The sequence below is a fragment of the Enterobacter cancerogenus genome, from assembly GCF_019047785.1.
In the GTDB taxonomy this organism is placed as follows: domain Bacteria; phylum Pseudomonadota; class Gammaproteobacteria; order Enterobacterales; family Enterobacteriaceae; genus Enterobacter; species Enterobacter cancerogenus.
In genome coordinates this window covers 336,809-360,963 of sequence record NZ_CP077290.1, presented here as the reverse complement: position 1 = coordinate 360,963, position 24,155 = coordinate 336,809, and the positions used below count along the sequence as shown (strand labels likewise).

Genomic DNA, 24,155 nt, shown 5'->3' with positions numbered 1-24,155 from the left:
GCTACCTTGAAGTGTTTACAAAAATTTAATAATCAGGGGCAGGGTATGACGCGTAAAGACGGACTGCTGGCGTTGCTGGTGGTTGTGGTGTGGGGCCTCAATTTTGTGGTCATCAAAATGGGCCTGCATAACATGCCCCCGCTAATGTTGGCAGGGTTGCGTTTTCTGCTGGTGGCGTTTCCGGCGCTCTTTTTTGTCGCCCGCCCGAAAATCCCCTTCAGACTGCTGCTCGGCTATGGCCTGACGATTAGCTTTGGTCAGTTTGCCTTTCTGTTTTGCGCCATCAAATTCGGTATGCCCGCCGGGCTGGCCTCGCTGGTGCTGCAGGCGCAGGCGTTCTTTACCATCATTCTCGGGGCGTTTGTCTTTGGCGAACGTTTACAGGGGAAACAGCTGGCGGGGATTACCCTCGCGGTGTTTGGCGTGCTGGTGCTGATTGAAGCCAGCCTCAACGGCCAGCACGTTGCGCTGCTGGGCTTTATGCTGACGCTGGCGGCGGGGCTAAGCTGGGCGTGCGGAAACATCTTCAACAAGCTGATCATGCAGCATGATGCGCCTCCGCCGGTGATGTCGCTGGTGGTCTGGAGCGCCTTAATTCCCATCATACCTTTCATGGCCGCGTCGTTTGTTCTGGACGGGCCGCAGCTGATGCTTAACAGCCTGGTTGAGATTGATCTCACCACTATTTTGTCGCTTATCTATCTGGCGTTTATCGCGACCATTGTCGGGTATGGCATCTGGGGATCGCTGCTGGGCCGCTACGAAACGTGGCGCGTGGCGCCATTATCCTTGCTCGTGCCGGTGGTCGGGCTTGCCAGCGCGGCCATCCTGCTGGATGAAGAACTGAGCGCATTGCAGCTGTTTGGCGCGGTGCTGATTATGGCGGGTCTGTATATCAACGTCTTTGGATTGCGCGTCATGCGAATGAGGCGGGCAAGGGGATAGGCAAAAAAAGCCCCGCATCTGCGGGGCAAAAACGAATCAGAGGTCGTGGTTGTAGTACGGCACGCCTAATTCGTCGGATTTGTCGCTGCCAGCGCCCATATGGTTAAAATCATAGGGAGACTGGTCATGTGCTGACGGCAAAACTATCGTGTTACAACTGTTTTGCTGCGTTGCACAGTGTGTTTGCTCCGCGAAGGCCTGGCTGGAAATAAGCGCCAGCAGGGCGAGGGCGGCGGAGGCGGTGAATTTCATGATTTCCTCGGTTACGTCTTTAAAGGCGATGATTAACTGCAATGTTTAAGTGGATACAGATAACGGGATTCACCCGGCATACTGGTAATACGATACTTATGAGGCGGCACGTCGAAATAGTTCTTAAACGTCCGCGTCAGGGTTTGCTGTGACTCAAAGCCGTAACGCTCCGCCAGATAAAGGATCGGTTCATTGCTTTCTTTTAGCTTTTGGGCAATTTCCGTCAGCTTGCGGCTACGAATGTATTGACCTAATGAATGACCGGTCTCTTTTTTGAACATCCGTTGCAGGTGCCATTTTGAGTAACCTGAACGCTCTGACACCTTTTCAAGGGAGAGCGGCGATTCCAGGTTATCTTCGATCCAGTCCAAAATGCTATGAATGGTGATAGCGTCAGTATTGCGTCTGGACATCGTCATACCTCTTTTCTGTATTACGGCAGTATTTTCTTAAGCAAAAGCTCAAGTGTTGCCACTTCATCTGCCGTTAAGTTTTTTGTTAGTTCCTGGTGCAGTGTTAGTCCTACTAATTGATGACATTGCTCACACATCTCCGCGCCGTCGCTGGTGAGTTTCACCAGTACGCCACGTTTGTCATTCGGGTTAGGGCTACGTTCTATCCACCCCTTGCAGACCAGGCGATCCAGCATGCGGGTTAACGCACCGAGATCGACAGAGAGCACCTTCTTCAGCTCAACCGGCGTGATACACACTTCGCAGCGAATGGAACACAGCACTTTGAACTGTGTTGCGGTGATATCCAGCGGAGAGAGATAGTCATTGAGCAGGCGATCTTTCTTCTGATTCACCATGTGAATAAGACGACCCAGTGGAATTATGTCGTTAAAGAGGTCACTGGTGCTTTTCACAATGGTTGCCCTGGCAAGTAGTTTAGTCACGGCAGATATTATTGCTCAGGCAAGTATAAGTCAACTGAATGAATCAGCCGATGCCACGAATTGCTAAAACGTTTCATGAACTTTTTTTGAACGCTTTTATATCAATTACATAACGCAGGGTTATTTTTCTGTACGCAAATAATCCTTACGTTGTATCCGTGGCTCCGCGAGTGGGTTTCACCCTATACTTGCGGTGTTGAAAATGGATAAGGACAGCGACACATTATGGTGGATTTGATTAAAGCAATTGGTCTTGGGCTGGTGGTGTTGCTGCCGCTGGCTAACCCACTGACCACGGTTGCGCTCTTTTTGGGGCTGGCAGGGAACATGAACAGCGCCGAGCGCAATCGTCAGTCGATGATGGCCTCGGTGTATGTGTTTGCCATCATGATGGTGGCCTATTATGCCGGGCAGCTGGTGATGAACACCTTCGGGATCTCCATCCCCGGTCTGCGGATTGCGGGTGGGCTGATTGTGGCGTTTATCGGCTTCAGGATGCTGTTCCCGGCGCAGAAAGCGCACGAGTCACCGGAAGCTAAAAGTAAATCCGAAGAGATGGAAAACGAATCGTCGACTAACATCGCCTTCGTTCCCCTGGCCATGCCGAGCACGGCGGGCCCGGGGACCATTGCAATGATCATCAGCTCCGCCTCAACGGTACGCGACGGGTCCACTTTTCCGGACTGGGTGATTACCGTTGCACCACCGCTGATCTTCGCGTTGATCGGCATTATCGTATGGGCCTCTTTGCGCAGTTCAGGGGCGATTATGCGCTGGGTTGGCAAGGGCGGGATAGAAGCCATCTCGCGGCTGATGGGCTTCCTGCTGGTGTGTATGGGCGTGCAGTTTATTATTAACGGCGTGCTGGAAATTATAAAAACCTACCATTAGCGTCATGCCCGACGGCGCTGCGCAAACGGGGTTGTAGGCCGGGTAAGCGCAGCGCCACCCGGCAAACGCTTTAGCCGTTATTCACCCGTTCCTCCAGCGCCACCGGCCATTTGCGGAAGATAAGTACCGACCACACCAGCGCTATCGCTGCCGGGATCGCGCCCAGGTAGCCGATGGCCGACATCGAAACGTGCAGGCTGATCTGATTTCCCACCAGCGCACCCGCGCCGATCCCCAGGTTGAAGATGCCCGAGAACAGCGACATCGCCACGTCGGTGGCATCCGGTGCCAGCGCGAGCACCTTTACCTGCATACCCAGCCCGATAATCATGATGGCAACGCCCCAGAACAGGCTGAGGATCGCGAGGTGGTTTTCACTTGCTGCCGCAGGCATGAGCAGGAGCAGACAGGCCAGCAACAGCCCGATTGCACTGCTCACCAGGGTCGACGCATGCTGATTACCGAGCTTCCCGAACAGAATACTACCGATGATGCCCGCGCCGCCCAGAATCAGCAGCAGGATGGTGGCAAAGTTCGCGCTAAAGCCCGCCACGACCTGTACAAACGGCTCAATGTAGCTGTAGGCCGTGTAATGGGCCGTCACTACAATCACGGTTAACAGATAAATACTCATCAGCGCCGGGCGGCGGATCAGCAGCGGCAGGCTTTTCAGCGAGCCAGAATGCTCGCTGGGCAGTTTTGGCAGCAGCTTGACGAGGCAGATAAGGGTGATCAGCGCGCCCATGCCGATAGCGAAAAACGTCGTGCGCCAGCCGAAATATTGCCCCACGATGCGCCCGATAGGCAGCCCGAGCACCATCGCCAGCGCGGTGCCGGTAGCAATCAGGCTCAACGCCTGAGCGCGTTTACCCGCAGGGGCGAGGCGAATGGCCAGCGAGGCGGTAATTGACCAGAACACCGCATGCGCAAACGCAATCCCGACGCGGCTTATCACCAGCACCGTGAAGTTCCATGCCATAAACGACAGCACATGGCTGGCGATGAACACCACAAACAGGCCGATTAACAGCTTGCGCCGCTCCATCTGGCTGGTCAGCAGCATAAAGGGCAATGACATCAGGGCCACCACCCACGCGTAGATAGTGAGCATAATCCCCACCTGCGCTGTTTCCATCCGGAAACTTTGGGCAATGTCAGAGAGCAGCCCCACGGGGACAAATTCAGTGGTGTTAAAGATGAATGCGGCAATAGCGAGCGTGACCACACGTAGCCACGCGACCTTGCGGGAAACAGTGTTCGTTGTCATAGAAGCGTCTGGGATTGGTTGCAAAGAAGAGAAGAGAAGAGACGATCTTAAAGCGTTCAACGGCGAAAACTCAACCATTATGTGACGCAGATCGCAAAATTTACCGGCGGAGAGCGGTAGCGGAGCGCACTGTTTTCCCTGAAGATAAAGGTCAGCACAGCGATTACAGGCGGTAAAACAATGCAGGAAATTGATTTTTATCTGGTAGATGCCTTTAGCGACACGGCGTTTGGCGGCAACGCGGCAGCGGTATGTCCACTGGAAGCGTGGCTCGCGGACGAGACGCTGCTCAAAATGGCGCAACAGCATAACCAGTCCGAAACGGCGTTTTTCGTGCGCACCGACGAGGGCTTCGAGCTGCGCTGGTTCACCACACAGTCTGAAATTAACCTTTGTGGTCATGCTACGCTGGCGGCGTCCCACGTCATTTTTGAATACCTGGACTACCCACAGACGGAAATTACCTTTTCAACCCGCTTTGTCGGCAACCTGACGGTTAAACGCAACGGCGACTGGCTGACGCTCAATTTCCCGGCGTGGTCGACTGAGGCCGTCGACCAGCCACCGGCAGCACTGTTCAGCGCGCTGGGCATCAGCGGGGCGAAAGAGGTGCGCCTGGGGCGGGATTATCTGGTGGTACTCGACAGCCAGCAGCAGGTGGAAGAGCTTACACCCGACATACCGGCGATGCTCCCGCTGGATAAGATGGTTTGCGTCACCGCGCCCGGTGAGCAGTACGATTTCGTCAGCCGCTTTTTCTGCCCGGGGGAAGGGGTGCCGGAGGATCCGGTGACGGGGTCCACCCACTGTATGTTGATTCCCTACTGGAGCGAAAAAGTGGCGAAAACCCGGCTTAATGCTCGCCAGGTTTCAGCCCGTGGCGGGGATTTGCGCTGTGAACTGATCGGCGATCGCGTACTGATTAGCGGCCAGGCCACGCTGTATCTTAAAGGAAAAATATTCCTCCGCCAGTCTTGATATCAGCCTGCGGGCGCGGGCAACTCGCGCTCATTTAGCAGGGCGATAAAGGCTTCAAGCTGGCGCGTCATTGCGCCGCGCCGCCACACCAGCCACGTTGTCAGCCAGCGCCAGTTTTCCGCCAGCGGCCACGCCTCCACCTGATGATGTCCCGGCATGCTCTGCAGCATTGAGCGGGGCATCAGCGCAATGCCTGCGCCCGCAATCACGCAGGCCAGCATTCCGTGATAAGACTCCATCTCATGGATGCGCCCTGGCATCGCCCGGTCTGCATGAAACCAGCTTTCCAGATGTCGGCGATACGAGCAGTTGGCGCGAAAGGCGTAGACGTCGCTGCCGTTTACCTGCGCGGCGCGGGAGACGACATCGTGTCCCGCGGGTGTCACCAGCATCATCTCTTCCCGGTACACCGGCATCCCTTCCAGTTCAGGATGGGAGAGCGGGCCGTCGACAAACGCGGCGCTCAGCGTCCCTTCCAGCACGCCGTCGATCATGGTCCCGGACGGGCCGGTCGAGAGGGCAAACTGTATGCGCGGATAGCGCTGGTTAAACTGCGCCAGGCTTTCCGGAATGCGAACGGCGGCGGTGCTTTCCAGCGCGCCAAGGGCAAACAATCCCTGCGGTTCATCCCCGGCGACAACCATGCGCGCCTCGTCAACCAGCGCGAGGATCTGCTTGCTGTAGCGCAGAAAGTTGTGCCCGGCGGGGGATAAACGCAGACGCTGGTTTTCACGGATAAACAGCTCAACGCCAAGATCGGCCTCAAGCTGACGAATGCGGGTCGTCAGGTTTGAGGGAACGCGATGCACTTTTTGCGCCGCCTGGGTGATGCTGCCGGTCTGCGCGACGGCGTTAAACATTTCAAGCTGGGTCAGGTCCATAGCATTCTCGATTCGTGAATAAGGTGGTCAATATTATTCATTTTTAAGAAATAGCAGATCGGGCCACACTGAATCAACTCTTATAATACGTGGAGAACATCATGACGCATTCCCCTGCAACACACGCACTCTCTGTAAACCCGGCGACAGGCGAAACCCTGGCCGCTTATCCGTGGGCAACGTCCGACGAGGTCCAGCACGCCATTGCGCTGGCCGATAGCGGTTTTCGTCAGTGGCGCAATGAAAGCGTGGCGCACCGCGCGCAAAAACTGCGCGACCTCGGTGCGACGCTGCGTAACCGTGCGGAAGAGATGGCGCAGATGATGTCCCGTGAGATGGGCAAACCCATCCTGCAGGCGCGTGCTGAGGTGGCCAAGTCTGCTGGCCTCTGTGACTGGTACGCCGAACACGGCCCGGCGATGCTAAGTACGGAAGCCACCCAGGTCGAAAATAACAACGCGGTGATTGAGTACCGTCCGCTGGGGCCGATTCTGGCGGTCATGCCCTGGAACTTCCCGCTCTGGCAGGTGCTGCGCGGCGCGGTGCCTGTCCTGCTGGCGGGCAACAGTTATCTGCTCAAGCACGCACCCAACGTGCTCGGCTCGGCGCAGCTGATTGCGCAGATCTTCACCGAGGCCGATTTCCCTGAAGGGGTGTTTGGCTGGGTTAATGCTACCAACGAAGGCGTGAGCCAGGCGATTAACGATCGCCGCATTGCGGCTATCACCGTGACCGGCAGCGTGCGTGCGGGGGCAGCTATTGGTGCTCAGGCGGGGGCCGCGCTGAAAAAATGCGTGCTTGAACTCGGCGGTTCCGATCCTTTCATTGTATTAAACGACGCGGATCTGGATCTGGCGGTCAAGGCGGCGGTGGCCGGACGTTACCAGAACACCGGGCAGGTATGTGCGGCGGCGAAGCGTTTTATCGTCGAAGAGGGCATTGCCGATCGCTTTACCGAACGTTTCGTGCAGGCTACCGCGGCGCTGAAAATGGGCGCACCGGATCACGAAGAAAACTACCTTGGCCCGATGGCCCGCTACGACCTGCGTGATGAACTGCATCAGCAGGTGCAGGCAACGTTAGCCGAAGGGGCAACCCTGCTGCTGGGCGGTGAGAAGGTTGCCGGGAAGGGGAACTACTATGCGCCAACCGTACTGGGTAACGTGACGCCTGAAATGACGGCTTTTCGCCAGGAGCTGTTTGGCCCGGTGGCCGCCATTACGGTGGCAAAAGATGCGGAACATGCCCTCGCACTTGCCAACGACAGCGACTTTGGCCTATCCGCCACGGTGTTTACCGCAAACCCAGAGCAGGCCGAGAAATTCGCTCAAGGGCTGGAGTGCGGCGGGGTGTTCATCAATGGCTATAGCGCCAGCGATGCCCGCGTGGCGTTCGGCGGCGTGAAGAAGAGCGGATTTGGCCGCGAGCTGTCTCACTTCGGTTTGCACGAGTTCTGCAATGTACAGACGGTCTGGAAGGATCGCGTTTAACCTCCCTCAAGGCCTTCCGCGTGAAGGCCTTTGTCATGTTTCTGCAATGGTTCTGTCATTTTCCTCTCGTAGACTGCCACGCGTCTAACGCTTTGTTACAGAAGAAAATTATGAACCTAACGCAAATTTTTCGCCGTATTGCGCCGCGTCTTTTTCCGCGTCAGTTTGGTCTGCTGGCCGGTATTTTTTGTATTATTGGACTCTTCTCGGCATTACAACTTTCCTCCTCGATTCTCCTTGGCGCATCGCTAAAAGACGCTCAGCGCAACGAACGGCATAACCAACTGGCCTATCAGCAGCAGGGCAAGCTGGATTTAGCCCGCGTCTCCCTGCTGGCGGCAAGCGATCTGCTTAACCGTTCCGGCGTCTATTTTATGCAGGACAAAGAGACAGGCTCTGAGGGTAGCTGGCACAGCCTGATGGACGAAGCGCAAAAGGCGCTGGCGGTGTCGCAACAGGCCTGGCAGGCTTGGCTGGCACTGAACCCGCCGAAAGATGAGGCGCTGGTGAACAGCTATCAACTGTTTTACGGCGCTATCAAAGAGCAGGCCGACGGGCTGGTCGACACTCATTCCATCGACGCTTTTTTTGCCGTGCCTGCTCAGGCATTTCAGACTGATTTCAACGACAACTACGCCCGTTATCAGCAGGCAAGCGAGAAGCAGGCCATGCAGGGGCGGCAAACCTTAATGGCGCAGCTCTCCGGCCTACAAACGGCGTTTCTGTTTGCGCCGCTGGTACTGCTGACGATTGCCGTTGCCGTGTGGTTTGGGATGGCAAAATGGGTCATCACGCCGCTTCGTCGGTTAATTGCGCATATCGATCGTCTCGCGGCGGGCGATTTGTCCGGTATGCCGCCGGATGTGGTGCGCTTTAACCGGGAGATAGGGCAACTGAGCGACAGCATCCGCACCATGCAGCGTGGCTTGCAGGCACTGGTGACACAGGTCAGCGATGCCACGTCGTCAATGGTCGAAAACATTGGCGCCCTGGCACAGGGCAACGAGGCGCTGTATCACCAGTCAGCGCGTCAGGCAAAAGAGCTGGAAGAGGTAACTGCTCATATCGCCACGCTTGAAACCCACGTCGAAGGCAATACAGGCTATGCAAAACTTGCCAGCTCGCGCGCGGACGAAGCACGTCAGGCGGCTGCGGGGGGCGATCGTATGATGTCGACCGTGAATGCCTCCATGCAGGCGATCGTCGACCGATCCGCCGAGATGCGGGGGATCGTCGCCATGATCGATAACGTGGCATTTCAGACCAACATCCTCGCGCTGAATGCCGCCATCGAAGCCGCGCACGCGGGCAACCAGGGACGCGGGTTTGCGGTGGTGGCGAGAGAGGTCGGGTTACTCGCCAGAAAGAGCAGCCATTCCACGCAAACCATCCAGGAGCTGATCAATCACTCTCTGCAGGGCATCGAGGATGGTTCAAAAGCCGTTAGCCGTCTGGAAGATAACCTGCAGCAGGTCACCGGGCTGGTGGCGACGCTGAGCAGCCTGCTGAGCGATATCTCCTCGGCCACGCTGAGTCAGGGAGAAAGTATTCACCTGATGACGCGGCAGCTGCAGGCGCTGAATCGCGTTTCGCGTCAAACGGACCTGCTGGTCAGCGATGCGTCGCAGGCTTCCGCGCGGCTGCATCAGGAGTCGGGCCAGCTGCTGACGGCGGTTTCGCGTTTTCGTCTCCCGGCCTGACGCAATATCGCAGCCTCTGGTATACTCGCAGCCCGTTTTAGCCTGAGGGCAAGGAGCAAAGAGTGGCTGCGGTCATCCATAATGAGATGCTGGACGAGATTCTGGCGCAGGTTCGCCCGTTAATTGGGCAGGGTAACGTTGCCGACTATATCCCGGCGCTGGCGTCCGTGAACGGTAATAAGCTGGGGATTGCCATCTGCACCGTAGACGGGCAACGTTTTCAGGCCGGGGACGCGGAAGAGCGTTTCTCTATTCAGTCGATCTCAAAAGTGCTGAGCCTGGTGGCGGCTATGCGCCAGTATGACGAAGAGGAGATCTGGCAGCGCGTTGGCAAAGATCCTTCCGGCCAGCCGTTCAACTCGCTTTTGCAGCTTGAGATAGAGCAGGGTAAACCGCGCAATCCGTTCATCAACGCCGGGGCGCTGGTGGTGTGCGATATGCTGCAAAGCCGTCTCAGCGCACCGCGTCAGCGGATGCTCGAAATTGTCCGTCAGCTTTCTGGCGTGCAGGACATTACCTACGATCCGGTGGTGGCCCGCTCTGAGTTTGAGCACTCGGCCCGTAACGCCGCCATTGCCTGGCTGATGAAATCCTTCGGCAATTTTCATAACGACGTTGCCACCGTTCTGCAAAACTATTTCCACTACTGCGCCCTGAAAATGAGCTGCGTTGAGCTGGCGCAGACCTTTTTATTTCTCGCCCATCAGGGCCACGCGCCGCACCTCGCTCAGGAGGTGGTGTCACCTATGCAGGCCCGGCAGATTAACGCCCTGATGGCGACCAGCGGTATGTATCAAAATGCCGGCGAATTTGCCTGGCGCGTGGGGTTACCCGCCAAGTCCGGCGTGGGCGGCGGGGTGGTGGCGATTGTGCCGCATGAGATGGCGATTGCCGTCTGGAGCCCGGAACTGGATGAGACGGGGAATTCACTTGCAGGTGTGGCGGTACTGGAAAAGCTGACGCACCGGCTGGGACGTTCTGTTTACTGATGTCGACGTTAGATCCTCTTTTTACCCGCCTTGCGCGGTCAACCTTCCGCTCGCGTTTTCATTTAGGCGCGAAAGAGCGGCAATACTGCTGGGATAAAGGCCCGGACACCATCGATCGGCATGCGGCTGATTTTATCGCGCAGCGCCTGGCTCCTGCCCAGCCAACGAATGACGGAAAACAAACGCCGATGCGCGGGCACCCGGTGTTTATCGCTCAGCATGCGACGGCCACCTGCTGTCGTGGCTGTCTGGCAAAGTGGCATGCCATACCGCAGGGGCAGGAACTGACTGCGCAACAGCAGCAGTACGTCGTGAGCGTGATTCATCACTGGCTGGTAAAAGAGATGAACGCCTAAATTTGACGAGTTATGATCCTGTTGTATCTGTGCTATAGATACTTATTCACTTATTTCCCTTCATGAAAATGACCGCAAATAATTGCCATACGTCATTATATGGATCCCTGTTTAATGCGTTCTGAACTCTCGTCCTTCAAGCTATTTTCACCAGACAGCCCTCTGCGTAACGCGGCAGGGATATTTGCTCTTACCACCTTGTTCTATTTTATTGGTGCTGAGCTGCGTCTGGTGGAAGCCTTATCCCTTTTCTGGCCGCTCAACGGCGTGATGGCGGGGATCTTTGCGCGTTATGCTTACCTTAACCGGCTGCATTATTACGCGGTGTCGTATGTCGCGATGTTGTTATATGACGCGGTGACGACCAACTGGGGCGTGGCGTCTCTGGTTATCAATCTGTCGAATATGGTGTTTATTATCACCGTCGCGGTGCTGGTGCTGCGGGATAAACGGCTGATGAAGAAAACGCCCGATCCGCTCAACGCGCTGCGGCTGTTTAACTATTGTCTGATCGCCGCCTTGCTGTGCGCGCTGCTGGGCGCATTAGGCTCGGTCGGGATCGACAGTCATACCTTCTGGCCGCTGTTTGCCGACTGGTTTAGCGAGCAGTTTTCAACGGGCGTGTTAATTGTGCCCTGTATGCTGACGGTGACAATGCCGGCGCGACTCCCACGCCTGACGCCGGAGGCACTGTTACCGGTGCTGGCGCTGATGGTCTCCGTGGCGGCGTCCGTGGTGATTGGCGGAGCAGGGAGTCTGGCTTTTCCGCTGCCTGCGCTTATCTGGTGTGCGGTGCGGTACTCGCTTCCGGCCACCTGTCTGCTGACCTTTATCACCGGCGCGGTAGAAGTTGTGCTGGTGGCGAACTCCGTCATCAACATTGCCGTTGCCGCGCCGCTCTCCACGCCAATGATGTTTTCCGCCCGTCAGGGCATTGCGACAATGGCGATTTGTCCGGTGATGGTCTCCGTGAGCGTGGCGGCCATTAACTCGCTGATCCGCCAGGTGTCATTGCGGGCGGATTATGATTTCCTGACCCACGTCTATTCCCGTTCCGGATTGTATGAAGCGCTGAAACAGGAAGAGACGCACAAGCACTCCCGCTTTCTCACGGTGATGCTGCTGGATATCGATTATTTCAAAAGCATCAATGATAACTACGGTCACGAGTGCGGCGATAAAATCCTGACCGCGTTTGCGCAGAAGGTGCAGCAGGTTGTCGGTGAGGACGGGCTGGTGGCCCGGATGGGCGGAGAGGAGTTTGCGGTGGTGGCCAATACCGGTGATGCGCAACGTGGCTTTGAGCTGGCCGAGCGCATCAGGCTGACGATCGCCAATCATCCCTTTACCTGGCGTCAGCAGACGTTGTTTTTGACGGTCAGTATCGGGCTGGGAAGCGGGAAAGCCGACCCGCGGGCGTTGACCGAGGTTTTCAACACGCTGCTGACCGAAGCGGATGACTATCTCTATCGTTCGAAAAAAGCAGGGCGAAATCGTACCAGTGCGCGTATGCAGGACGATACGATTGTGGCCGACGCTGAACGGGATGCGGAAGAGGCGTAACCGTCACCACCTTAGGTAGCGCGCGGTATTAAAGCGAATGAATATCCGATAAATTGCTTGCTACGTATTTTCAAGCTCAATAAGATACCGCAAGAAACATATCGGAAAAATCTTAGCATGAATGCAACCGACCCTCTCAGCATGAAGCCTCGCTTACAGGGACGTCGGTTTGTCAAACGTATGTATCTGATGCGTATGCTCGGTACGCTTCTCTGCTTTTTCCCCATTCTGTCGGTATTGCTTGAGCAGCAGCGCCCCCCGTGGCTTATTGGCCTGCTGGGGGCTAACGCCTTTATCTGGCCGACGGTGGCTTGGTATCGTGCACGACATTCAACGACCCCCCTGGCGACTGAACATCAAAACCTGGTCCTTGACGCTGGAGCAGGCGGATTCTGGATTGCCATGATGGCGGTAAATCCGCTGCCCTCTGTGGTAATTGCTACTATTCTGCTAGCCGATCGGCTCTCTGCGGGCAGCTACACACTGCTGAAAAAAGCGGCCGCACTGATGCTGGCGGTTTTTCTGGTGAGCTGGCTGAGTCAGGGAATGGCCATCAATCCGGTGGTCTCTTCGCGGACCCTTTACGCTACCTTGCCGCTGATCGCCATCTATATCATCGCCCTGAGCGTTCTGACGGACGGGATCGCCTTGCGCCTGCGGATCAAAAGTCGCGAGCTGGAACGGATCGCAATGATGGATCCGCTACTGGATATTGCTAACCGGCGACTGCTTGAAAAGCGTATTGAGCATGAGCTGAGTAAACTTCGCCAGGCATGCCGTGATTCTGCGCTGATGTTTATTGATATCGATAATTTCAAGGACGTTAACGATCGCTACGGCCACAAAGTCGGGGACGTGATGCTGGCTACTGTGTCGGAAATTCTGCATCTGGCCACGCGCCCGACGGATACCCCTGCACGGCTGGGCGGCGATGAGTTTGTCATTCTTCTGCCGAATACCACCGTCGACGAGGCGCAGGTTGTCGCCACGCGCATTATGGACGCCACGGCCGTGATGAAAGATGTGGCTCAGGAAGCGGTCCCTTGCACGCTCAGTATCGGCATTGCCTGTGCCACCCGCGACATGGAAAGCGTGACCGACTGGCTGCAGGCGGCCGATAGCGCCCTCTATCATGCGAAACGCGAAGGTAAGAACCGGATCTTCGCGCACTGACAAAGTGCCGGTTTAAGCTACGCTGTTAATAACGCAAGGCACAAGGAGATGTCATGAAAGCCCCTGCTACCCCTACAGATGAAAATGAACGCCTGGCCGCACTGCGCGAATCGGGCCTGCTTGATATTGACCGTTCTCCGGCTTTTGATCGCCTGACGCGGCTGGCGAAGCGCTTTTTCCAGGTACCGCTGGCTATGGTTAATCTGATTGATGAGCATTCGCTTATCGTCAAGTCGGCCGACGGCAAAGCGCCTGACGTGGTACCGCGCCACATCTCTTTCTGCGGTCATACTATCCTCGGTGAAAAACCGCTGGTGGTGGGGGATATGCTTCAGGATCCCCGCTTCGCGGATAATCCGCTGGTGGCAGGCGAACCCAATGTGCGCTTCTATGCCGGATTTCCGCTGCGCCTGCGTAACGGGGCAAGCGTTGGCTCGCTGTGTCTTATCGACTATGCGCCCCGGGAGTTTAACGCGGCGGATCTCGCCGTGCTGAGCGATTTAAGCGCGCTGGCGGAAGATGAGTTTGCGGCGGTCAGCGCGGCAACCACGGATGAACTGACGGGGCTGTTTAACCGCCGCGGCTTTAACCAGATTGTCGAATTTGCGCTCTCCGTCGCCAGACGGCGGGCAGAGCCACTGACCCTGGGCTGGATGGATTTAGATTACTTTAAGGATATCAACGATCGCTTTGGGCATGATGAAGGCGATAAGGCTCTTAAGGCGATGGCTCGTCTGATGCAAAGTTCTTTTCGCGAGGCTGACCTGCTGGTCCGCTTTGGCGGAGACGAATTTGCGGTGCTGTTTGCCGATACCGACGAACAGGGGGCCTGGATCGCCATGCACTATCTTGTCGAAAAGGTTGAACACTACAACGCGCGTCAGCTGCACCCATGGTCGCTCCATTTTTCCTGGGGCGTGAGCGAATTCGATCATCACGGCAACGATATGCAGCAGTGGCTGAAAAATGCCGACGAGAAGATGTACGCCATGAAACGCCAGCGTCACCAGAAGGGATAACATAACAAAAGCCTATGGCTGAAGGGGTTGCGTTGCCCAAAGGTGACCCGCAAAGTGAAGCGGTACTCAACACAGGGAAAATCCATGAACGCACCGCTTCAGCTCCAGAGCTTGTCACGAGACACCCTTCTTACCCACCTTGATGCGCTGGCCGACATCCTTGAAAACTGCGTGAACGGCGGGGCATCGGTAAGTTTTATGCTGCCCTTTAGCCATGAGAAAGCCCGCGCGTTTTGGCTGAATATCGCTGCGAGCGTGGCACGAGGCGAGCGTACCGTGCTGGCCTGTTTTGACGAGCAGCGCCAGCTTATCGGGACGGTTCAGCTCATCACCGATCAGCCTGAAAACCAACCCCACCGTGCCGACGTAGCAAAACTGTTGGTTCACGAAAAGGCGCGACGCAAAGGCGCTGCACTGGCGCTCATGAACGCGCTTGAACAGGTGGCGCGGGACAAAGGGATTTCGGTTCTGGTGCTGGATACGGCAACCGGGAGCGGTGCCGAACACTTTTACCTGCGGGCTGGATGGCAAAAAGTCGGTGAGATCCCACGCTATGCGCTTATGCCGGACGGTGAACTGACCGGCACCACGCTGTTCTATAAATTCCTGTAATTATTTTTTACAACCACTCGCTCCCTTGATCAAAACAGGGTTTATGGTCGTTAAGTTTTGGTAAGTTATTAGACCAATCTTATCAGGCTGTATGACTAATCATAAAAGGAACCCTGTCGTGAACACACTCAACCGTCGTGATTTCCCTGGCGAGCTTTACCCGGAGCGTATCATTCAGTTTGGCGAAGGTAATTTCCTGCGCGCGTTTATCGACTGGCAAATCGATCTGCTCAATGAACATACCGACCTTAACTCCGGGATCGTGATTGTTCGCCCGATTCAGAGCGATTTCCCGCCGTCGCTGAGCACGCAGGACGGTCTCTATACCACGATCATTCGCGGATTGAACGAACAGGGCGAAGCCGTGAGCGATGCACGCCTTATCCGTTCGGTTAACCGTGAAATTAGCGTCTACAGCCAGTACGACCAGTTCCTGAAACTTGCCCACAATCCGTACATGCGCTTTGTTTTCTCGAACACCACCGAAGCGGGGATCAGCTATCACGCCGGGGATGCGTTCGACGATGCGCCTGCGGTTAGCTATCCGGCTAAACTGACGCGTCTGCTCTACGAGCGTTTCAGCCACTTTAACGGGGCGGCGGATAAAGGCTGGGTCATCATTCCGTGCGAGTTGATTGATTACAACGGCGATGCGTTACGAGAGTTAGTGCTGCGTTATGCCCATGAGTGGGCGCTGCCTGCGGCCTTTATCCAGTGGCTAAACGAAGCCAACACCTTCTGCTCCACGCTGGTCGACCGTATCGTAACTGGCTATCCGCGTGATGAAGCTGCAGAACTGGAGGCCGGGCTGGGGTATCACGACGCGTTTCTCGATACCGCCGAACATTTCTATCTGTTTGTTATTCAAGGGCCTGAATCCCTCGCCAGGGAGCTGCGTCTGGACCAGCTCCCGCTTAACGTAAGGATTGTGGACGACATTAAGCCGTATAAAGAGCGTAAAGTGGCGATCCTCAACGGGGCGCACACCGCGCTGGTGCCTGTGGCATTCCTGGCGGGGCTGGATACGGTAGGCGAGGCGATGAACGACACGGACGTCTGCGCGTTTGTGGAAAAGGCCATTTACGAGGAAATTATCCCGGTGCTGGACCTGCCGCGCGATGAGCTGGAATCCTTTGCCCGCGCCGTCACAGGGCGTTTTCGCAATCCGTACATCAAGCATCAACTGCTGTCGATTGCCCTGAACGGGATGACCAAATACCGCACGCGTATTCTGCCGCAGCTGCTGGCGGGGCAGAAGGCCACCGGTAAACTGCCGGCTCGTCTGACCTTTGCGCTGGCGGCACTGATGGCGTTTTATCGGGCGGAGCGTAACGGTGACGTTTATCCGGTGCAGGATGATGCTCACTGGTTGACGCGTTATCAGCAGCTCTGGGCACAGCATACTGATAAGCAAATCGATACCCGTGCGCTGGTGACTGCGGTTCTGAGCGTCATCGAACACTGGGAAAGCGATCTCACCCAGGTTCCGGGACTGGTAGAGCAGGTTGCCACGGATCTGGATGCCATTCTGGAGCAGGGTATGCGCGCTGCCGTTAAGCCGCTCTGCTAATCTTCTCGTCCCGGCTTCGGCCGGGATAATTTATAATATTAGTTACAACATACTATTTACCCCTGTTCTTAAAAAAGAACATCAGCACCGTGCGCTTTACGCTTATCAGGAGAGAAAATGCAATGTTCTATTAACAGACTTGCAACCGTGACGGGGATCACGTTTAATAGCGGCGCATTTTCCTTTCCTGAAGCTCACTATGATTGTTCGCCCTCAACAGCACTGGTTACAACTCATTTTCGTCTGGCACGGTTCCGTTTTACCCAAAATCTATACCCGCCTGCTGCTTAACTTCCTGCTTTCGATTACTGTGATCGCGATGCTGCCCTGGTATACCTCGCTCGGCGTCAGGTTTACCGTGGCACCGTTCAGCATTCTTGGCGTGGCTATCGCGATCTTTCTGGGTTTCAGAAATAACGCCTGTTATTCGCGCTACGTCGAAGCTCGCCAGCTTTGGGGGCAGTTGATGATAGCGGCCCGGTCGCTGTTTCGCGAGGTAAAAAACACCTTGCCTGACGATGCCCATCTCGGGGAATTCGTGCGCCTGCAAATTGCGTTTGCCCACTGCCTGAGAATGACGCTTCGCCGCCAGCCTCAGGCCGATCGGCTTTCAGCCTATTTATCCGCTGAACATCTGCATAAGGTGATGGCCTCAAACTCTCCGGCAAACCGCATTTTGCTGATCATGGGGGAATGGCTTGCCGTCAGGCGTCGGGAAGGGCAGCTCTCAGACATTTTGTTCCACAGCCTCAACAATCGACTTAACGATATGTCCGTGGTGCTTGCCGGCTGCGAGCGCATTGCCACCACGCCCGTGCCGTTTGCCTATACGCTGATTTTGCACCGCACGGTTTATCTCTTCTGCATCATGCTGCCGTTCGCCCTGGTGGTGGATTTGCACTACATGACACCCTTCGTATCGGCGCTGATTTCATACACGTTTATCTCGCTGGACACCCTGGCAGAGGAGCTGGAAGATCCATTCGGTACCGAGGATAACGATCTGCCGCTGGACGCCATCTGCAACATGATGGAACGCGACCTGTTGCAGATGAACGATGAAGAGAACATTCCAGCGCGACTGATGCCGGATAAACACTATCAGCTGACGTAACGGGCATTCCATTCGTCGCGGGTGATTTCCCACAGTTCAGAGTCCAGCAGGCCGCTGACGTAGGCTTTCTTTTCAGTTCGGATAAGCCGCATGCCGCTACTGGCTGAAATACGCTGCGAGCGGCTATTGGCGGCCGCTTTCGGCGCACGGAGCACCGGTTTGTTCAGCGTATTGAACCAGTAATCCGTCGCCGCAATGCTGGCTTCCCGCATGTACCCCTGGCCCTGAAATTCCGGCGCCAGCCAAAAACCACGGTTATTGTCTTCCACATCGTATAAGCAGATGATCCCCATCAGCTCGTCCGGGGCTTCGCGTCGGCGGATGCTCCAGAACCACGCAATCCCTTTGTCCATGTCAGGCAGAGCGACGTTATTGACATAATATTCTGCACCATCATCGGGATAGGGCCACGGAACGGATGAAACCATATAACGAACGATCTCCCAGCGCGGGTATCGCTGTTGGATCTGTGGCGCATCTTCAGCAACCAGGGGCTTAAGTAGTAAACGAGGCGTCGTCAGGATAGGTATCGTCATCCGCTGTTCTCCTTTTTTTAGCGTTATGCATTTGCGCACCTTCTGGTATTTTCATCATTACCACAATCCAGACTGAGAATCTCTCGTTCCTGAACATTAATGAGTGAGGAAGACATGGCCGTAACGGTACGTGCTTTACGTGAAGATGATTACCCCCGGTGGCGCACGCTGTGGGATGGATATACCCATTTTTATGACTGTGAACTGGATGAATCCGTTACGGCCTCCACCTGGCAACGCGCGCTAAACCCAGATTCTGCTCTGTTGTGCCGCGTTGCTGAAATCGAGGGCAAGGTGGTGGGTTTCGCCCTGTGCGTGTTGCATGACGGCACATGGTCAACGGCGCCGATTTGCTATCTTGAGGATCTGTTTGTCGACGCTGAGGTCAGGGGGGCGGGGGCCGGGAAGGCGTTAATCGATGCGCTGATGGAAGAGGGCAAGCGCGAAGGGTGGTCAAAACTTTACTGGGTCACCCGACACAATAATCCGGCGCGCAAGCTGTACGACAAATTTGGCGAAGCGGACGATTACGTTCGTTATCGTATCTCGCTCTAAGCCTTTATGCCTGGGTTTGTATCACAGTGTATCTGTGCCGGAGATACATACACAGGCATGCAATAAAGAGCCTTTCACACATATCCGCTATACAAAACAGTGGTGTTATATCCCCGTCAACTGTACTCACTCGGAGATAACATCATGTTTAGCAAACTCGCTTATTCCACACTCGCGTTAACCGTTTCTCTCGGCACCGTCATGTCCTGCCAGGCTGAAGTTACCGGAGCCGATTACAAAAACGCCTTTAATCAGGTCCACCAAATCAACGCCGGCGATCTTAACGTTGGCTATGTCGATATCGGCCCGAAAGATGGGCAGCCCGTCATATTGTTGCACGGCTGGCCGTATGACATTCACAGTTACGCGGACGTTGCGCCCCTGCTGGCGGCGAAGGGGTATCGCGTAATCGTGCCTTCTCTTCGTGGCTACGGCACCACGCGGTTTATCTCGGACAAAACGCCGCGCAACGGCCAGCCGTCGGCGATGGCGAAAGACATCGTTAACCTGATGGATGCCCTGAATATCAAGCAAGCGGTCTTCGCGGGCTATGACTGGGGTGCCCGTACGGCGGATATCGTCGCCGCGCTCTGGCCGGAGCGGGTGAAATCCCTTGTATCGGTCAGCGGATATCTCATCAGTAGCCAGGCGATCGGCGAAAAACCGCTGCCTCCCAAAGCGGAAGTACAGTGGTGGTATCAATTCTATTTCGCTACCGCACGCGGGGCAGAAGGCTACGCCAAAAATACGCATGACTTTGCCCGCCTGATCTGGTCCCAGGCATCTCCTGACTGGAAATTTACCGACGCGACCTTTAACGCCAGCGCCGCCTCGCTCGATAACCCGGACCACGTCGCCGTCACCCTCAGCAACTACCGCTGGCGTTTAGGGCTGGAAAAAGGCGAGCGCAAATATGATGCCTACGAGCAAAAACTTGCTGCGCTGCCGAACATCACCGTACCGACGATCACTATCGAAGGCGGTAACAATGGCGCGCCACACCCTGCACCTGAGGCCTATGCGGGCAAATTTACCGGTAAATATGAACACCGCACCTTTGGGGCAACCGTTGGTCACAATCCACCGCAGGAAGATCCGCAGGATTTTGCTAAGGCGGTTATCGACGCTGACAAGCTCTGATATGTGCTATTTTCAATTGGTTACCCTTCTGTCAGGAGCCTGCGGTGGAGCATATTGATCATATCCTTGTCGTCGATGACGACAGGGATATTCGTGACTTAATCGTCGATTACCTTAATAAATCAGGCTATCTCGCCTCCGGCGCGGCTAACGGCAAAGAGATGCGCGTGGTGCTTGATAAACAGCATATCGACCTGGTGGTGCTGGACGTCATGATGCCTGGCGATGACGGACTAACCCTCTGTCGACAGCTACGCAGCAGCAAATTTAAAGATTTGCCGATCCTGATGCTTACCGCACGAAACGAAGAGACCGACCGGATCCTCGGCCTGGAAATGGGGGCCGACGATTACGTTGTCAAACCCTTTGTCGCTCGCGAACTGTTGGCGCGGATCAAAGCCATCCTGCGCCGTTTCCGCACCATGCCGCCCAATCTGCAGGTTACCGAGGCCGGTCGTTTAGTGGTGTTTGGCGAATGGCAGCTGGATACCGTTGCCCGCCATCTCATCGACAATGAAGGTATGGTGGTAGCGTTGAGCGGGGCGGAGTACCGGCTTCTGCGCGTGTTCCTCGACCATCCACAGCGCGTGCTGACACGCGACCAGCTGCTGAACCTGACGCAGGGGCGAGATGCCGAGCTATTCGAACGTTCGATCGACCTTCTGGTGAGCCGCGTTCGCCAGCGTCTCAATGAGGATGCCCGCACACCTGCCTATATCAAAACCGTGCGCAGCGAAGGCTATGTTTTCACCATGCCCGTGACCATTATCGAGGCAAATGAATGACCCTTTGGCCCCGTTCGCTACTGGCCCGGCTGCTGATTATTGTGCTTCTGGGACTGTTGCTGGCTAACTCTCTCAGCCTGACTCTGGTACTTTACGAGCGAATGCGCAGCGCACGCACGGTGATGCTCGGTAATCTGGAATATGATGTGGCGACCAGCGTGGCCATCCTGGACAGGCTGCCGGCGAACGAACGTCCGCAGTGGCTGGATCGCCTTGACCGGGGTAACTATCGTTATCTGCTCGGGCCGGGAGAGCCGGGTTCTCCTCCCCGGGATAAACGCTCGCGCGACGCCATTCGCACCTTAAAAGAGACGCTGGCAGACAGCTACCCGTTGTACTTTACCGCCGTTCCCGGGCCGATCTCGCACATTCAGGCGCATCTGACGCTGAGCGACGGCGCGCCGTTAACCATCGATCTGATCCCCCGCATGCCGCCGGTCGCCAGCTGGCTTCCCGTAGTGCTGGTTTTGCAGCTGCTGCTGGTTGCGCTTTGCTCATGGATTGCCGTGCGTCAGGTGGTGCGGCCATTTTCACAGTTCACGCGCGCGGTGGACACCCTCGATCCCGCCGCTAACATGCCCATGACGGAGAAAGGGCCGATGGAAGTCCGTCGGGCGGCACACGCGTTTAATGCGATGCAGTCGCGCATTCAGTCCTACCTGCGGGAGCGGGCGCAAATCCTGGCCTCGATTTCGCACGATCTTCAGACCCCCATAACCCGCATGAAGCTGCGCGTGGAGATGGCCGAACAGCCAGAACTTCGCGACAAGCTGCTGAATGACCTGGACAATATGTCGCGCCTGGTACGTGAAGGCATTGCGTATGCCCGGTCATCAGAAACCCTCGAAGAGACCATGCTAAAGATGGAACTTAACGCGTGGATCAACAGTATTGCCAGCGACTATCAGGACATTGGTAAAAACGTGCAGTTTCATGCAAACGAGGCGCGATTGCCCATCGTCACGCGTCCGCAGGCGCTACGCAGGGTGATGACCAACCTGCTCGATAATGCCCTGAAGTTTGGCGGAGAGGCCATCATCAGAATTGATAATATCAGTGAAGAAGAGGTTGTTATTCATATTCTGGATAACGGCCCGGGGATCCCGGAGGCGGAGATCGAGGCGGTACTGCAGCCATTCTACCGGGTCGAGACGTCGCGTAACCGCGAGACCGGCGGAACCGGGCTAGGGCTGGCAATCGCCACCCAACTTACCGCCCAGCTCAACGGCAAACTGCATCTGGCCAACCGGGCAGAAGGCGGGCTGGACGTGAGCGTCACGCTGCCACGCCGGTAATTGTACGGCTTTGTATCGCATTGCCACCGCGATACGCTGAAAGACAAAATTCGCCGTTTTGCACATAACCTGAATACATCAGTACGTTCAAATGACCCCACTGCAGTTTCGCAGCCACTCTGATATGTGAGGTCATTATGTTTCTGATAATCGCTTTTTTGGGCGGGATGATAAGTCTGCTCAGCCCCTGTACGCTCCCGGTTATTCCGCTGCTGTTTGCGGGTTTCCAGGGACAGCGCCGTCAGATCCTGGCGCTCCTCTCCGGTATGATCGTGATGTTTACCCTGGTGGCGATGGTCGTCACGGTTGCCAGCGACAGCATTGCACAGGCGACGGTGATAGGGCGCGGGGTTGCTCTCGTTATTCTTGCGGTAGCGGCCCTGGCGCTGATCTTTCCGCAGTTTGCTCAACGCATTGCCGGGCCTGCAGTTGCCGCAGGAAATGTGTTAAACGCCCGCAGTGGACAGACGCGCGGGGTGCTTTCCGCTTTCCTCGGCGGGCTGGCGGTAGGGCTGCTCTGGTCACCCTGTGCCGGACCGATCCTTGGCGCGATTTTTAGCATCAACATTGCTGGCCATTCGGCTATCGCAACCGGCGCGCTGCTCGCCGCATACGGCAGCGGTTGTGCGGTGATGCTGGGGCTGCTTGCCGTGGGCGGACGCCGGCTGATGGCGCCTTTACGGGCAAAATCGGCCCTTATGGAGCGACTGCGTCAGGGGGCGGGCGTCATGATGCTGGTCGCCGTGGTATTCAACGCCACCGGAATGACCTCGGCGTTGCAAGGGGCCAACGGGCTTGCCGATCGGCTCGAGAATACGCTCTTAACACTGGTTAAACCCGCCAGTACCGGGGTGAAACTGCAGCCTGTGGTGCAAACGACGACGACCAGCCAGTTACCTTCTCTGGACGGCGGAACCGGTTGGGTAAATGGTGACCCTGTCACTTCTGAATCACTACGAGGCAAGGTGGTCCTGATCGATTTCTGGACCTGGGACTGCATTAACTGCCAGCATACGCTGCCGCATATGCGTGACTGGGCGAATAAATACCAGTCGCAGGGCCTGGTCGTTATCGGTGTCCATACGCCAGAATACCCGTGGGAAAAACCGCTTTCGTCCGTTAAAAACGCGGTGAATAAATGGCAATTGCCGTACCGGGTAGTGGCGGATAATAACTATAAAATCTGGACCGCGTTCGGCAATCAGTACTGGCCCGCACACTATTACTTCGATGCGAAAGGCCAACTGCGTTACACCGCTTTTGGCGAGGAGGATTATGAAAAACAGGAGCAGGTTATTCAGCAGCTGCTGAAAGAAGCCCGCTCCTGATCGTCGCCTCAGGGTACGCGTTTGGCGACAATAAACAGTCGTGGAAAGGCCAGCAGTATCTGCCCGTTTTCCTGGAGCGGATACTGCGCTTCCAGCAGCTGATGGTAGCGTTTGAGGTAGTTTTTCTGCTCACTCTCGTTGAGATCCTGCAACCACGGGCGTAAACCCGTCGCACTGACCCAGTCAATAATCGCCTGATGTGAACCCATTTTGTGGAAATAGGTGGTCCGCCAGATATCCACCTCGCAGCCTGCCTCCGTCAGAATATCGTAATAGGCGTGAACGCCCGGCAGCGGTTCCCGACCACGGTTCGGGTAGCCTTGTTCGCTGGCCACGTCACGCATGGCGACGTGGGTTGGTTCGAGCCAGTTATCCGGCATCTGGATCGCCAGCACACCGTTTAAGCGCAGCAGGGAAACCAGATGCGGCAGCAGATCGTAATGATTGGGTATCCACTGCAGCGAGGCGTTGGCGTAAATCAGGCTAAGCGGTTCCTGCGGCTTGTACTGGCGGATATCCGCCTCTACGAAGCGGCAGCCGGGCAGGGCAGCTCGTGCTTCCTCCAGCATCGCCGGAGAATTATCCACCCCGGTAATGTCGGCATCAGGCCAGCGCTGGCGAAGCAACGCGGTACTGTTTCCGGGGCCGCAACCCAAATCGACAATCGAGGCGGCATCATCAAGCTGAACGCGAGCGAGCAGTTCTGCGGCGGGTCGTGTGCGTTCTTCACCATATTGCAGGTAAAGAGAGGGATTCCAGTCGGCCATTTATTAACATCTCCGTCATGCATGGTTCAGCAAGAATAGCACAGGCAGCCA

The 24,155-nt window shown here is 56.1% G+C and carries 25 protein-coding genes; 18 read left to right on the top strand and 7 right to left on the bottom strand.

Annotation, left to right across the window (positions count from 1 at the left end):
* Positions 1–45 precede the first annotated feature (45 nt).
* Complete coding sequence (eamA, locus tag I6L58_RS01695; protein ID WP_088209085.1) at positions 46–945, top strand: O-acetylserine/cysteine exporter; 900 nt, start codon at positions 46–48, stop codon at positions 943–945.
* Positions 946–981: 36 nt separating this feature from the next.
* On the opposite strand, the gene marB is transcribed toward eamA, so the two are convergent.
* The 3 genes from marB to marR are packed head-to-tail and all read right to left on the bottom strand — an operon-like array spanning position 982 to position 2,065.
* Entirely contained in the window at positions 982–1,197 is a 216-nt protein-coding gene (gene marB, locus I6L58_RS01690; protein WP_042319804.1) for a multiple antibiotic resistance protein MarB, read from the bottom strand.
* A 32-nt stretch (positions 1,198–1,229) separates the two neighbouring features.
* On the bottom strand, positions 1,230–1,610 hold the full coding sequence (gene marA / locus I6L58_RS01685) for an MDR efflux pump AcrAB transcriptional activator MarA (RefSeq protein WP_001303241.1): 381 nt from the start codon (positions 1,608–1,610) through the stop codon (positions 1,230–1,232).
* A 20-nt stretch (positions 1,611–1,630) separates the two neighbouring features.
* Positions 1,631–2,065: a multiple antibiotic resistance transcriptional regulator MarR gene (marR, locus tag I6L58_RS01680; protein WP_042319808.1), complete on the bottom strand. Its 435-nt coding sequence runs from the start codon at positions 2,063–2,065 to the stop codon at positions 1,631–1,633.
* 255 nt (positions 2,066–2,320) lie between these two features.
* Between marR and I6L58_RS01675 the strand changes: the two genes are divergently transcribed.
* Positions 2,321–2,986, top strand: coding sequence for a MarC family NAAT transporter (locus I6L58_RS01675; RefSeq protein ID WP_006175246.1), 666 nt, complete (start codon positions 2,321–2,323; stop codon positions 2,984–2,986).
* Positions 2,987–3,056: 70 nt separating this feature from the next.
* Here I6L58_RS01675 and I6L58_RS01670 read toward each other — a convergent pair whose 3' ends face one another.
* Positions 3,057–4,253 carry a sugar transporter gene (locus I6L58_RS01670; RefSeq protein WP_088209086.1) on the bottom strand — a complete coding sequence of 399 codons (1,197 nt, stop codon included), beginning with the start codon at positions 4,251–4,253 and terminating at the stop codon, positions 3,057–3,059.
* A 180-nt stretch (positions 4,254–4,433) separates the two neighbouring features.
* On the opposite strand from I6L58_RS01670, the gene I6L58_RS01665 reads away from it, so the two are divergent.
* Entirely contained in the window at positions 4,434–5,231 is a 798-nt protein-coding gene (locus tag I6L58_RS01665) for a PhzF family phenazine biosynthesis protein (RefSeq protein WP_088209087.1), read from the top strand.
* Positions 5,232–5,233: 2 nt separating this feature from the next.
* Here I6L58_RS01665 and ptrR read toward each other — a convergent pair whose 3' ends face one another.
* On the bottom strand, positions 5,234–6,112 hold the full coding sequence (gene ptrR, locus I6L58_RS01660; RefSeq protein ID WP_006175252.1) for a putrescine utilization regulator PtrR: 879 nt from the start codon (positions 6,110–6,112) through the stop codon (positions 5,234–5,236).
* A gap of 101 nt (positions 6,113–6,213) precedes the next feature.
* Here ptrR and sad point away from each other — a divergent pair, with 101 nt between their 5' ends.
* The 10 genes from sad to I6L58_RS01610 all read left to right on the top strand — a co-directional run bounded on the left by sad (position 6,214) and on the right by I6L58_RS01610 (position 17,698).
* Positions 6,214–7,602 (top strand): succinate-semialdehyde dehydrogenase, encoded by a 1,389-nt coding sequence (gene sad, locus I6L58_RS01655; RefSeq protein WP_088209088.1) that lies wholly within the window; start codon positions 6,214–6,216, stop codon positions 7,600–7,602.
* Between the two features lie 110 nt (positions 7,603–7,712).
* Complete coding sequence (locus I6L58_RS01650) at positions 7,713–9,302, top strand: methyl-accepting chemotaxis protein (RefSeq protein WP_088209089.1); 1,590 nt, start codon at positions 7,713–7,715, stop codon at positions 9,300–9,302.
* An 86-nt stretch (positions 9,303–9,388) separates the two neighbouring features.
* The gene (gene glsB, locus I6L58_RS01645) at positions 9,389–10,291 is read left to right on the top strand and encodes a glutaminase B (RefSeq protein ID WP_006175257.1); all 903 of its coding nucleotides are present in this window, start codon (positions 9,389–9,391) and stop codon (positions 10,289–10,291) included.
* Entirely contained in the window at positions 10,291–10,647 is a 357-nt protein-coding gene (locus I6L58_RS01640; protein ID WP_006175259.1) for a DUF4186 domain-containing protein, read from the top strand. Before glsB ends, I6L58_RS01640 begins: the two co-directional genes overlap by 1 nt.
* A 114-nt stretch (positions 10,648–10,761) precedes the next feature.
* Positions 10,762–12,210: a GGDEF domain-containing protein gene (locus tag I6L58_RS01635; RefSeq protein WP_088209090.1), complete on the top strand. Its 1,449-nt coding sequence runs from the start codon at positions 10,762–10,764 to the stop codon at positions 12,208–12,210.
* 180 nt (positions 12,211–12,390) lie between these two features.
* Complete coding sequence (locus I6L58_RS01630) at positions 12,391–13,383, top strand: sensor domain-containing diguanylate cyclase (RefSeq protein WP_088209091.1); 993 nt, start codon at positions 12,391–12,393, stop codon at positions 13,381–13,383.
* Positions 13,384–13,436: 53 nt separating this feature from the next.
* On the top strand, positions 13,437–14,402 hold the full coding sequence (locus I6L58_RS01625) for a sensor domain-containing diguanylate cyclase (protein WP_088209092.1): 966 nt from the start codon (positions 13,437–13,439) through the stop codon (positions 14,400–14,402).
* A gap of 84 nt (positions 14,403–14,486) precedes the next feature.
* The gene (locus I6L58_RS01620) at positions 14,487–15,014 is read left to right on the top strand and encodes a GNAT family N-acetyltransferase (protein WP_088209093.1); all 528 of its coding nucleotides are present in this window, start codon (positions 14,487–14,489) and stop codon (positions 15,012–15,014) included.
* A 118-nt stretch (positions 15,015–15,132) separates the two neighbouring features.
* The gene (locus I6L58_RS01615) at positions 15,133–16,584 is read left to right on the top strand and encodes a tagaturonate reductase (RefSeq protein ID WP_088209094.1); all 1,452 of its coding nucleotides are present in this window, start codon (positions 15,133–15,135) and stop codon (positions 16,582–16,584) included.
* 199 nt (positions 16,585–16,783) lie between these two features.
* Positions 16,784–17,698 carry a bestrophin family protein gene (locus I6L58_RS01610; RefSeq protein ID WP_006175268.1) on the top strand — a complete coding sequence of 305 codons (915 nt, stop codon included), beginning with the start codon at positions 16,784–16,786 and terminating at the stop codon, positions 17,696–17,698.
* Here the strand turns inward: I6L58_RS01610 and I6L58_RS01605 are convergent.
* Positions 17,686–18,234: a GNAT family N-acetyltransferase gene (locus I6L58_RS01605; protein ID WP_088209095.1), complete on the bottom strand. Its 549-nt coding sequence runs from the start codon at positions 18,232–18,234 to the stop codon at positions 17,686–17,688. The two genes, I6L58_RS01610 and I6L58_RS01605, sit on opposite strands and share 13 nt — an antisense overlap.
* A gap of 114 nt (positions 18,235–18,348) precedes the next feature.
* Here I6L58_RS01605 and I6L58_RS01600 point away from each other — a divergent pair, with 114 nt between their 5' ends.
* From I6L58_RS01600 to I6L58_RS01580, 5 genes are all read left to right on the top strand, one after another.
* Positions 18,349–18,789, top strand: a complete 441-nt coding sequence (locus tag I6L58_RS01600; protein WP_088209096.1) for a GNAT family N-acetyltransferase — start codon at positions 18,349–18,351, stop codon at positions 18,787–18,789.
* A 144-nt stretch (positions 18,790–18,933) separates the two neighbouring features.
* The gene (locus tag I6L58_RS01595; RefSeq protein ID WP_006175273.1) at positions 18,934–19,929 is read left to right on the top strand and encodes an alpha/beta fold hydrolase; all 996 of its coding nucleotides are present in this window, start codon (positions 18,934–18,936) and stop codon (positions 19,927–19,929) included.
* 44 nt (positions 19,930–19,973) lie between these two features.
* On the top strand, positions 19,974–20,714 hold the full coding sequence (locus I6L58_RS01590; RefSeq protein ID WP_006175274.1) for a response regulator: 741 nt from the start codon (positions 19,974–19,976) through the stop codon (positions 20,712–20,714).
* The gene (locus I6L58_RS01585) at positions 20,711–22,009 is read left to right on the top strand and encodes an ATP-binding protein (protein WP_088209097.1); all 1,299 of its coding nucleotides are present in this window, start codon (positions 20,711–20,713) and stop codon (positions 22,007–22,009) included. The genes I6L58_RS01590 and I6L58_RS01585 overlap by 4 nt, the downstream gene beginning before the upstream one ends.
* 137 nt (positions 22,010–22,146) lie before the next feature.
* The gene (locus tag I6L58_RS01580) at positions 22,147–23,337 is read left to right on the top strand and encodes a cytochrome c biogenesis protein/redoxin (RefSeq protein WP_088209098.1); all 1,191 of its coding nucleotides are present in this window, start codon (positions 22,147–22,149) and stop codon (positions 23,335–23,337) included.
* Between the two features lie 8 nt (positions 23,338–23,345).
* Here I6L58_RS01580 and tam read toward each other — a convergent pair whose 3' ends face one another.
* Positions 23,346–24,104, bottom strand: coding sequence for a trans-aconitate 2-methyltransferase (gene tam / locus I6L58_RS01575; RefSeq protein ID WP_088209099.1), 759 nt, complete (start codon positions 24,102–24,104; stop codon positions 23,346–23,348).
* Between the last annotated feature and the right edge of the window lie 51 nt (positions 24,105–24,155).

Excerpts from the sequence above, each read along its gene's own strand:
- ptrR (WP_006175252.1), bottom strand. The coding sequence starts at position 6,112 with ATGGACCTGACCCAGCTTGAAATGTTTAACGCCGTCGCGCAGACCGGC.
- I6L58_RS01600 (WP_088209096.1), top strand. The coding sequence starts at position 18,349 with ATGGCCGTAACGGTACGTGCTTTACGTGAAGATGATTACCCCCGGTGG.
- sad (WP_088209088.1), top strand. The coding sequence starts at position 6,214 with ATGACGCATTCCCCTGCAACACACGCACTCTCTGTAAACCCGGCGACA.
- I6L58_RS01580 (WP_088209098.1), top strand. The coding sequence starts at position 22,147 with ATGTTTCTGATAATCGCTTTTTTGGGCGGGATGATAAGTCTGCTCAGC.
- eamA (WP_088209085.1), top strand. The coding sequence starts at position 46 with ATGACGCGTAAAGACGGACTGCTGGCGTTGCTGGTGGTTGTGGTGTGG.
- tam (WP_088209099.1), bottom strand. The coding sequence starts at position 24,104 with ATGGCCGACTGGAATCCCTCTCTTTACCTGCAATATGGTGAAGAACGC.
- I6L58_RS01585 (WP_088209097.1), top strand. The coding sequence starts at position 20,711 with ATGACCCTTTGGCCCCGTTCGCTACTGGCCCGGCTGCTGATTATTGTG.
- I6L58_RS01630 (WP_088209091.1), top strand. The coding sequence starts at position 12,391 with ATGTATCTGATGCGTATGCTCGGTACGCTTCTCTGCTTTTTCCCCATT.
- I6L58_RS01610 (WP_006175268.1), top strand. The coding sequence starts at position 16,784 with ATGATTGTTCGCCCTCAACAGCACTGGTTACAACTCATTTTCGTCTGG.
- I6L58_RS01675 (WP_006175246.1), top strand. The coding sequence starts at position 2,321 with ATGGTGGATTTGATTAAAGCAATTGGTCTTGGGCTGGTGGTGTTGCTG.
- I6L58_RS01620 (WP_088209093.1), top strand. The coding sequence starts at position 14,487 with ATGAACGCACCGCTTCAGCTCCAGAGCTTGTCACGAGACACCCTTCTT.
- I6L58_RS01605 (WP_088209095.1), bottom strand. The coding sequence starts at position 18,234 with ATGACGATACCTATCCTGACGACGCCTCGTTTACTACTTAAGCCCCTG.
- marA (WP_001303241.1), bottom strand. The coding sequence starts at position 1,610 with ATGTCCAGACGCAATACTGACGCTATCACCATTCATAGCATTTTGGAC.
- I6L58_RS01650 (WP_088209089.1), top strand. The coding sequence starts at position 7,713 with ATGAACCTAACGCAAATTTTTCGCCGTATTGCGCCGCGTCTTTTTCCG.
- marB (WP_042319804.1), bottom strand. The coding sequence starts at position 1,197 with ATGAAATTCACCGCCTCCGCCGCCCTCGCCCTGCTGGCGCTTATTTCC.
- I6L58_RS01665 (WP_088209087.1), top strand. The coding sequence starts at position 4,434 with ATGCAGGAAATTGATTTTTATCTGGTAGATGCCTTTAGCGACACGGCG.
- I6L58_RS01670 (WP_088209086.1), bottom strand. The coding sequence starts at position 4,253 with ATGACAACGAACACTGTTTCCCGCAAGGTCGCGTGGCTACGTGTGGTC.
- I6L58_RS01595 (WP_006175273.1), top strand. The coding sequence starts at position 18,934 with ATGTTTAGCAAACTCGCTTATTCCACACTCGCGTTAACCGTTTCTCTC.
- I6L58_RS01625 (WP_088209092.1), top strand. The coding sequence starts at position 13,437 with ATGAAAGCCCCTGCTACCCCTACAGATGAAAATGAACGCCTGGCCGCA.
- I6L58_RS01635 (WP_088209090.1), top strand. The coding sequence starts at position 10,762 with ATGCGTTCTGAACTCTCGTCCTTCAAGCTATTTTCACCAGACAGCCCT.
- I6L58_RS01640 (WP_006175259.1), top strand. The coding sequence starts at position 10,291 with ATGTCGACGTTAGATCCTCTTTTTACCCGCCTTGCGCGGTCAACCTTC.
- glsB (WP_006175257.1), top strand. The coding sequence starts at position 9,389 with ATGCTGGACGAGATTCTGGCGCAGGTTCGCCCGTTAATTGGGCAGGGT.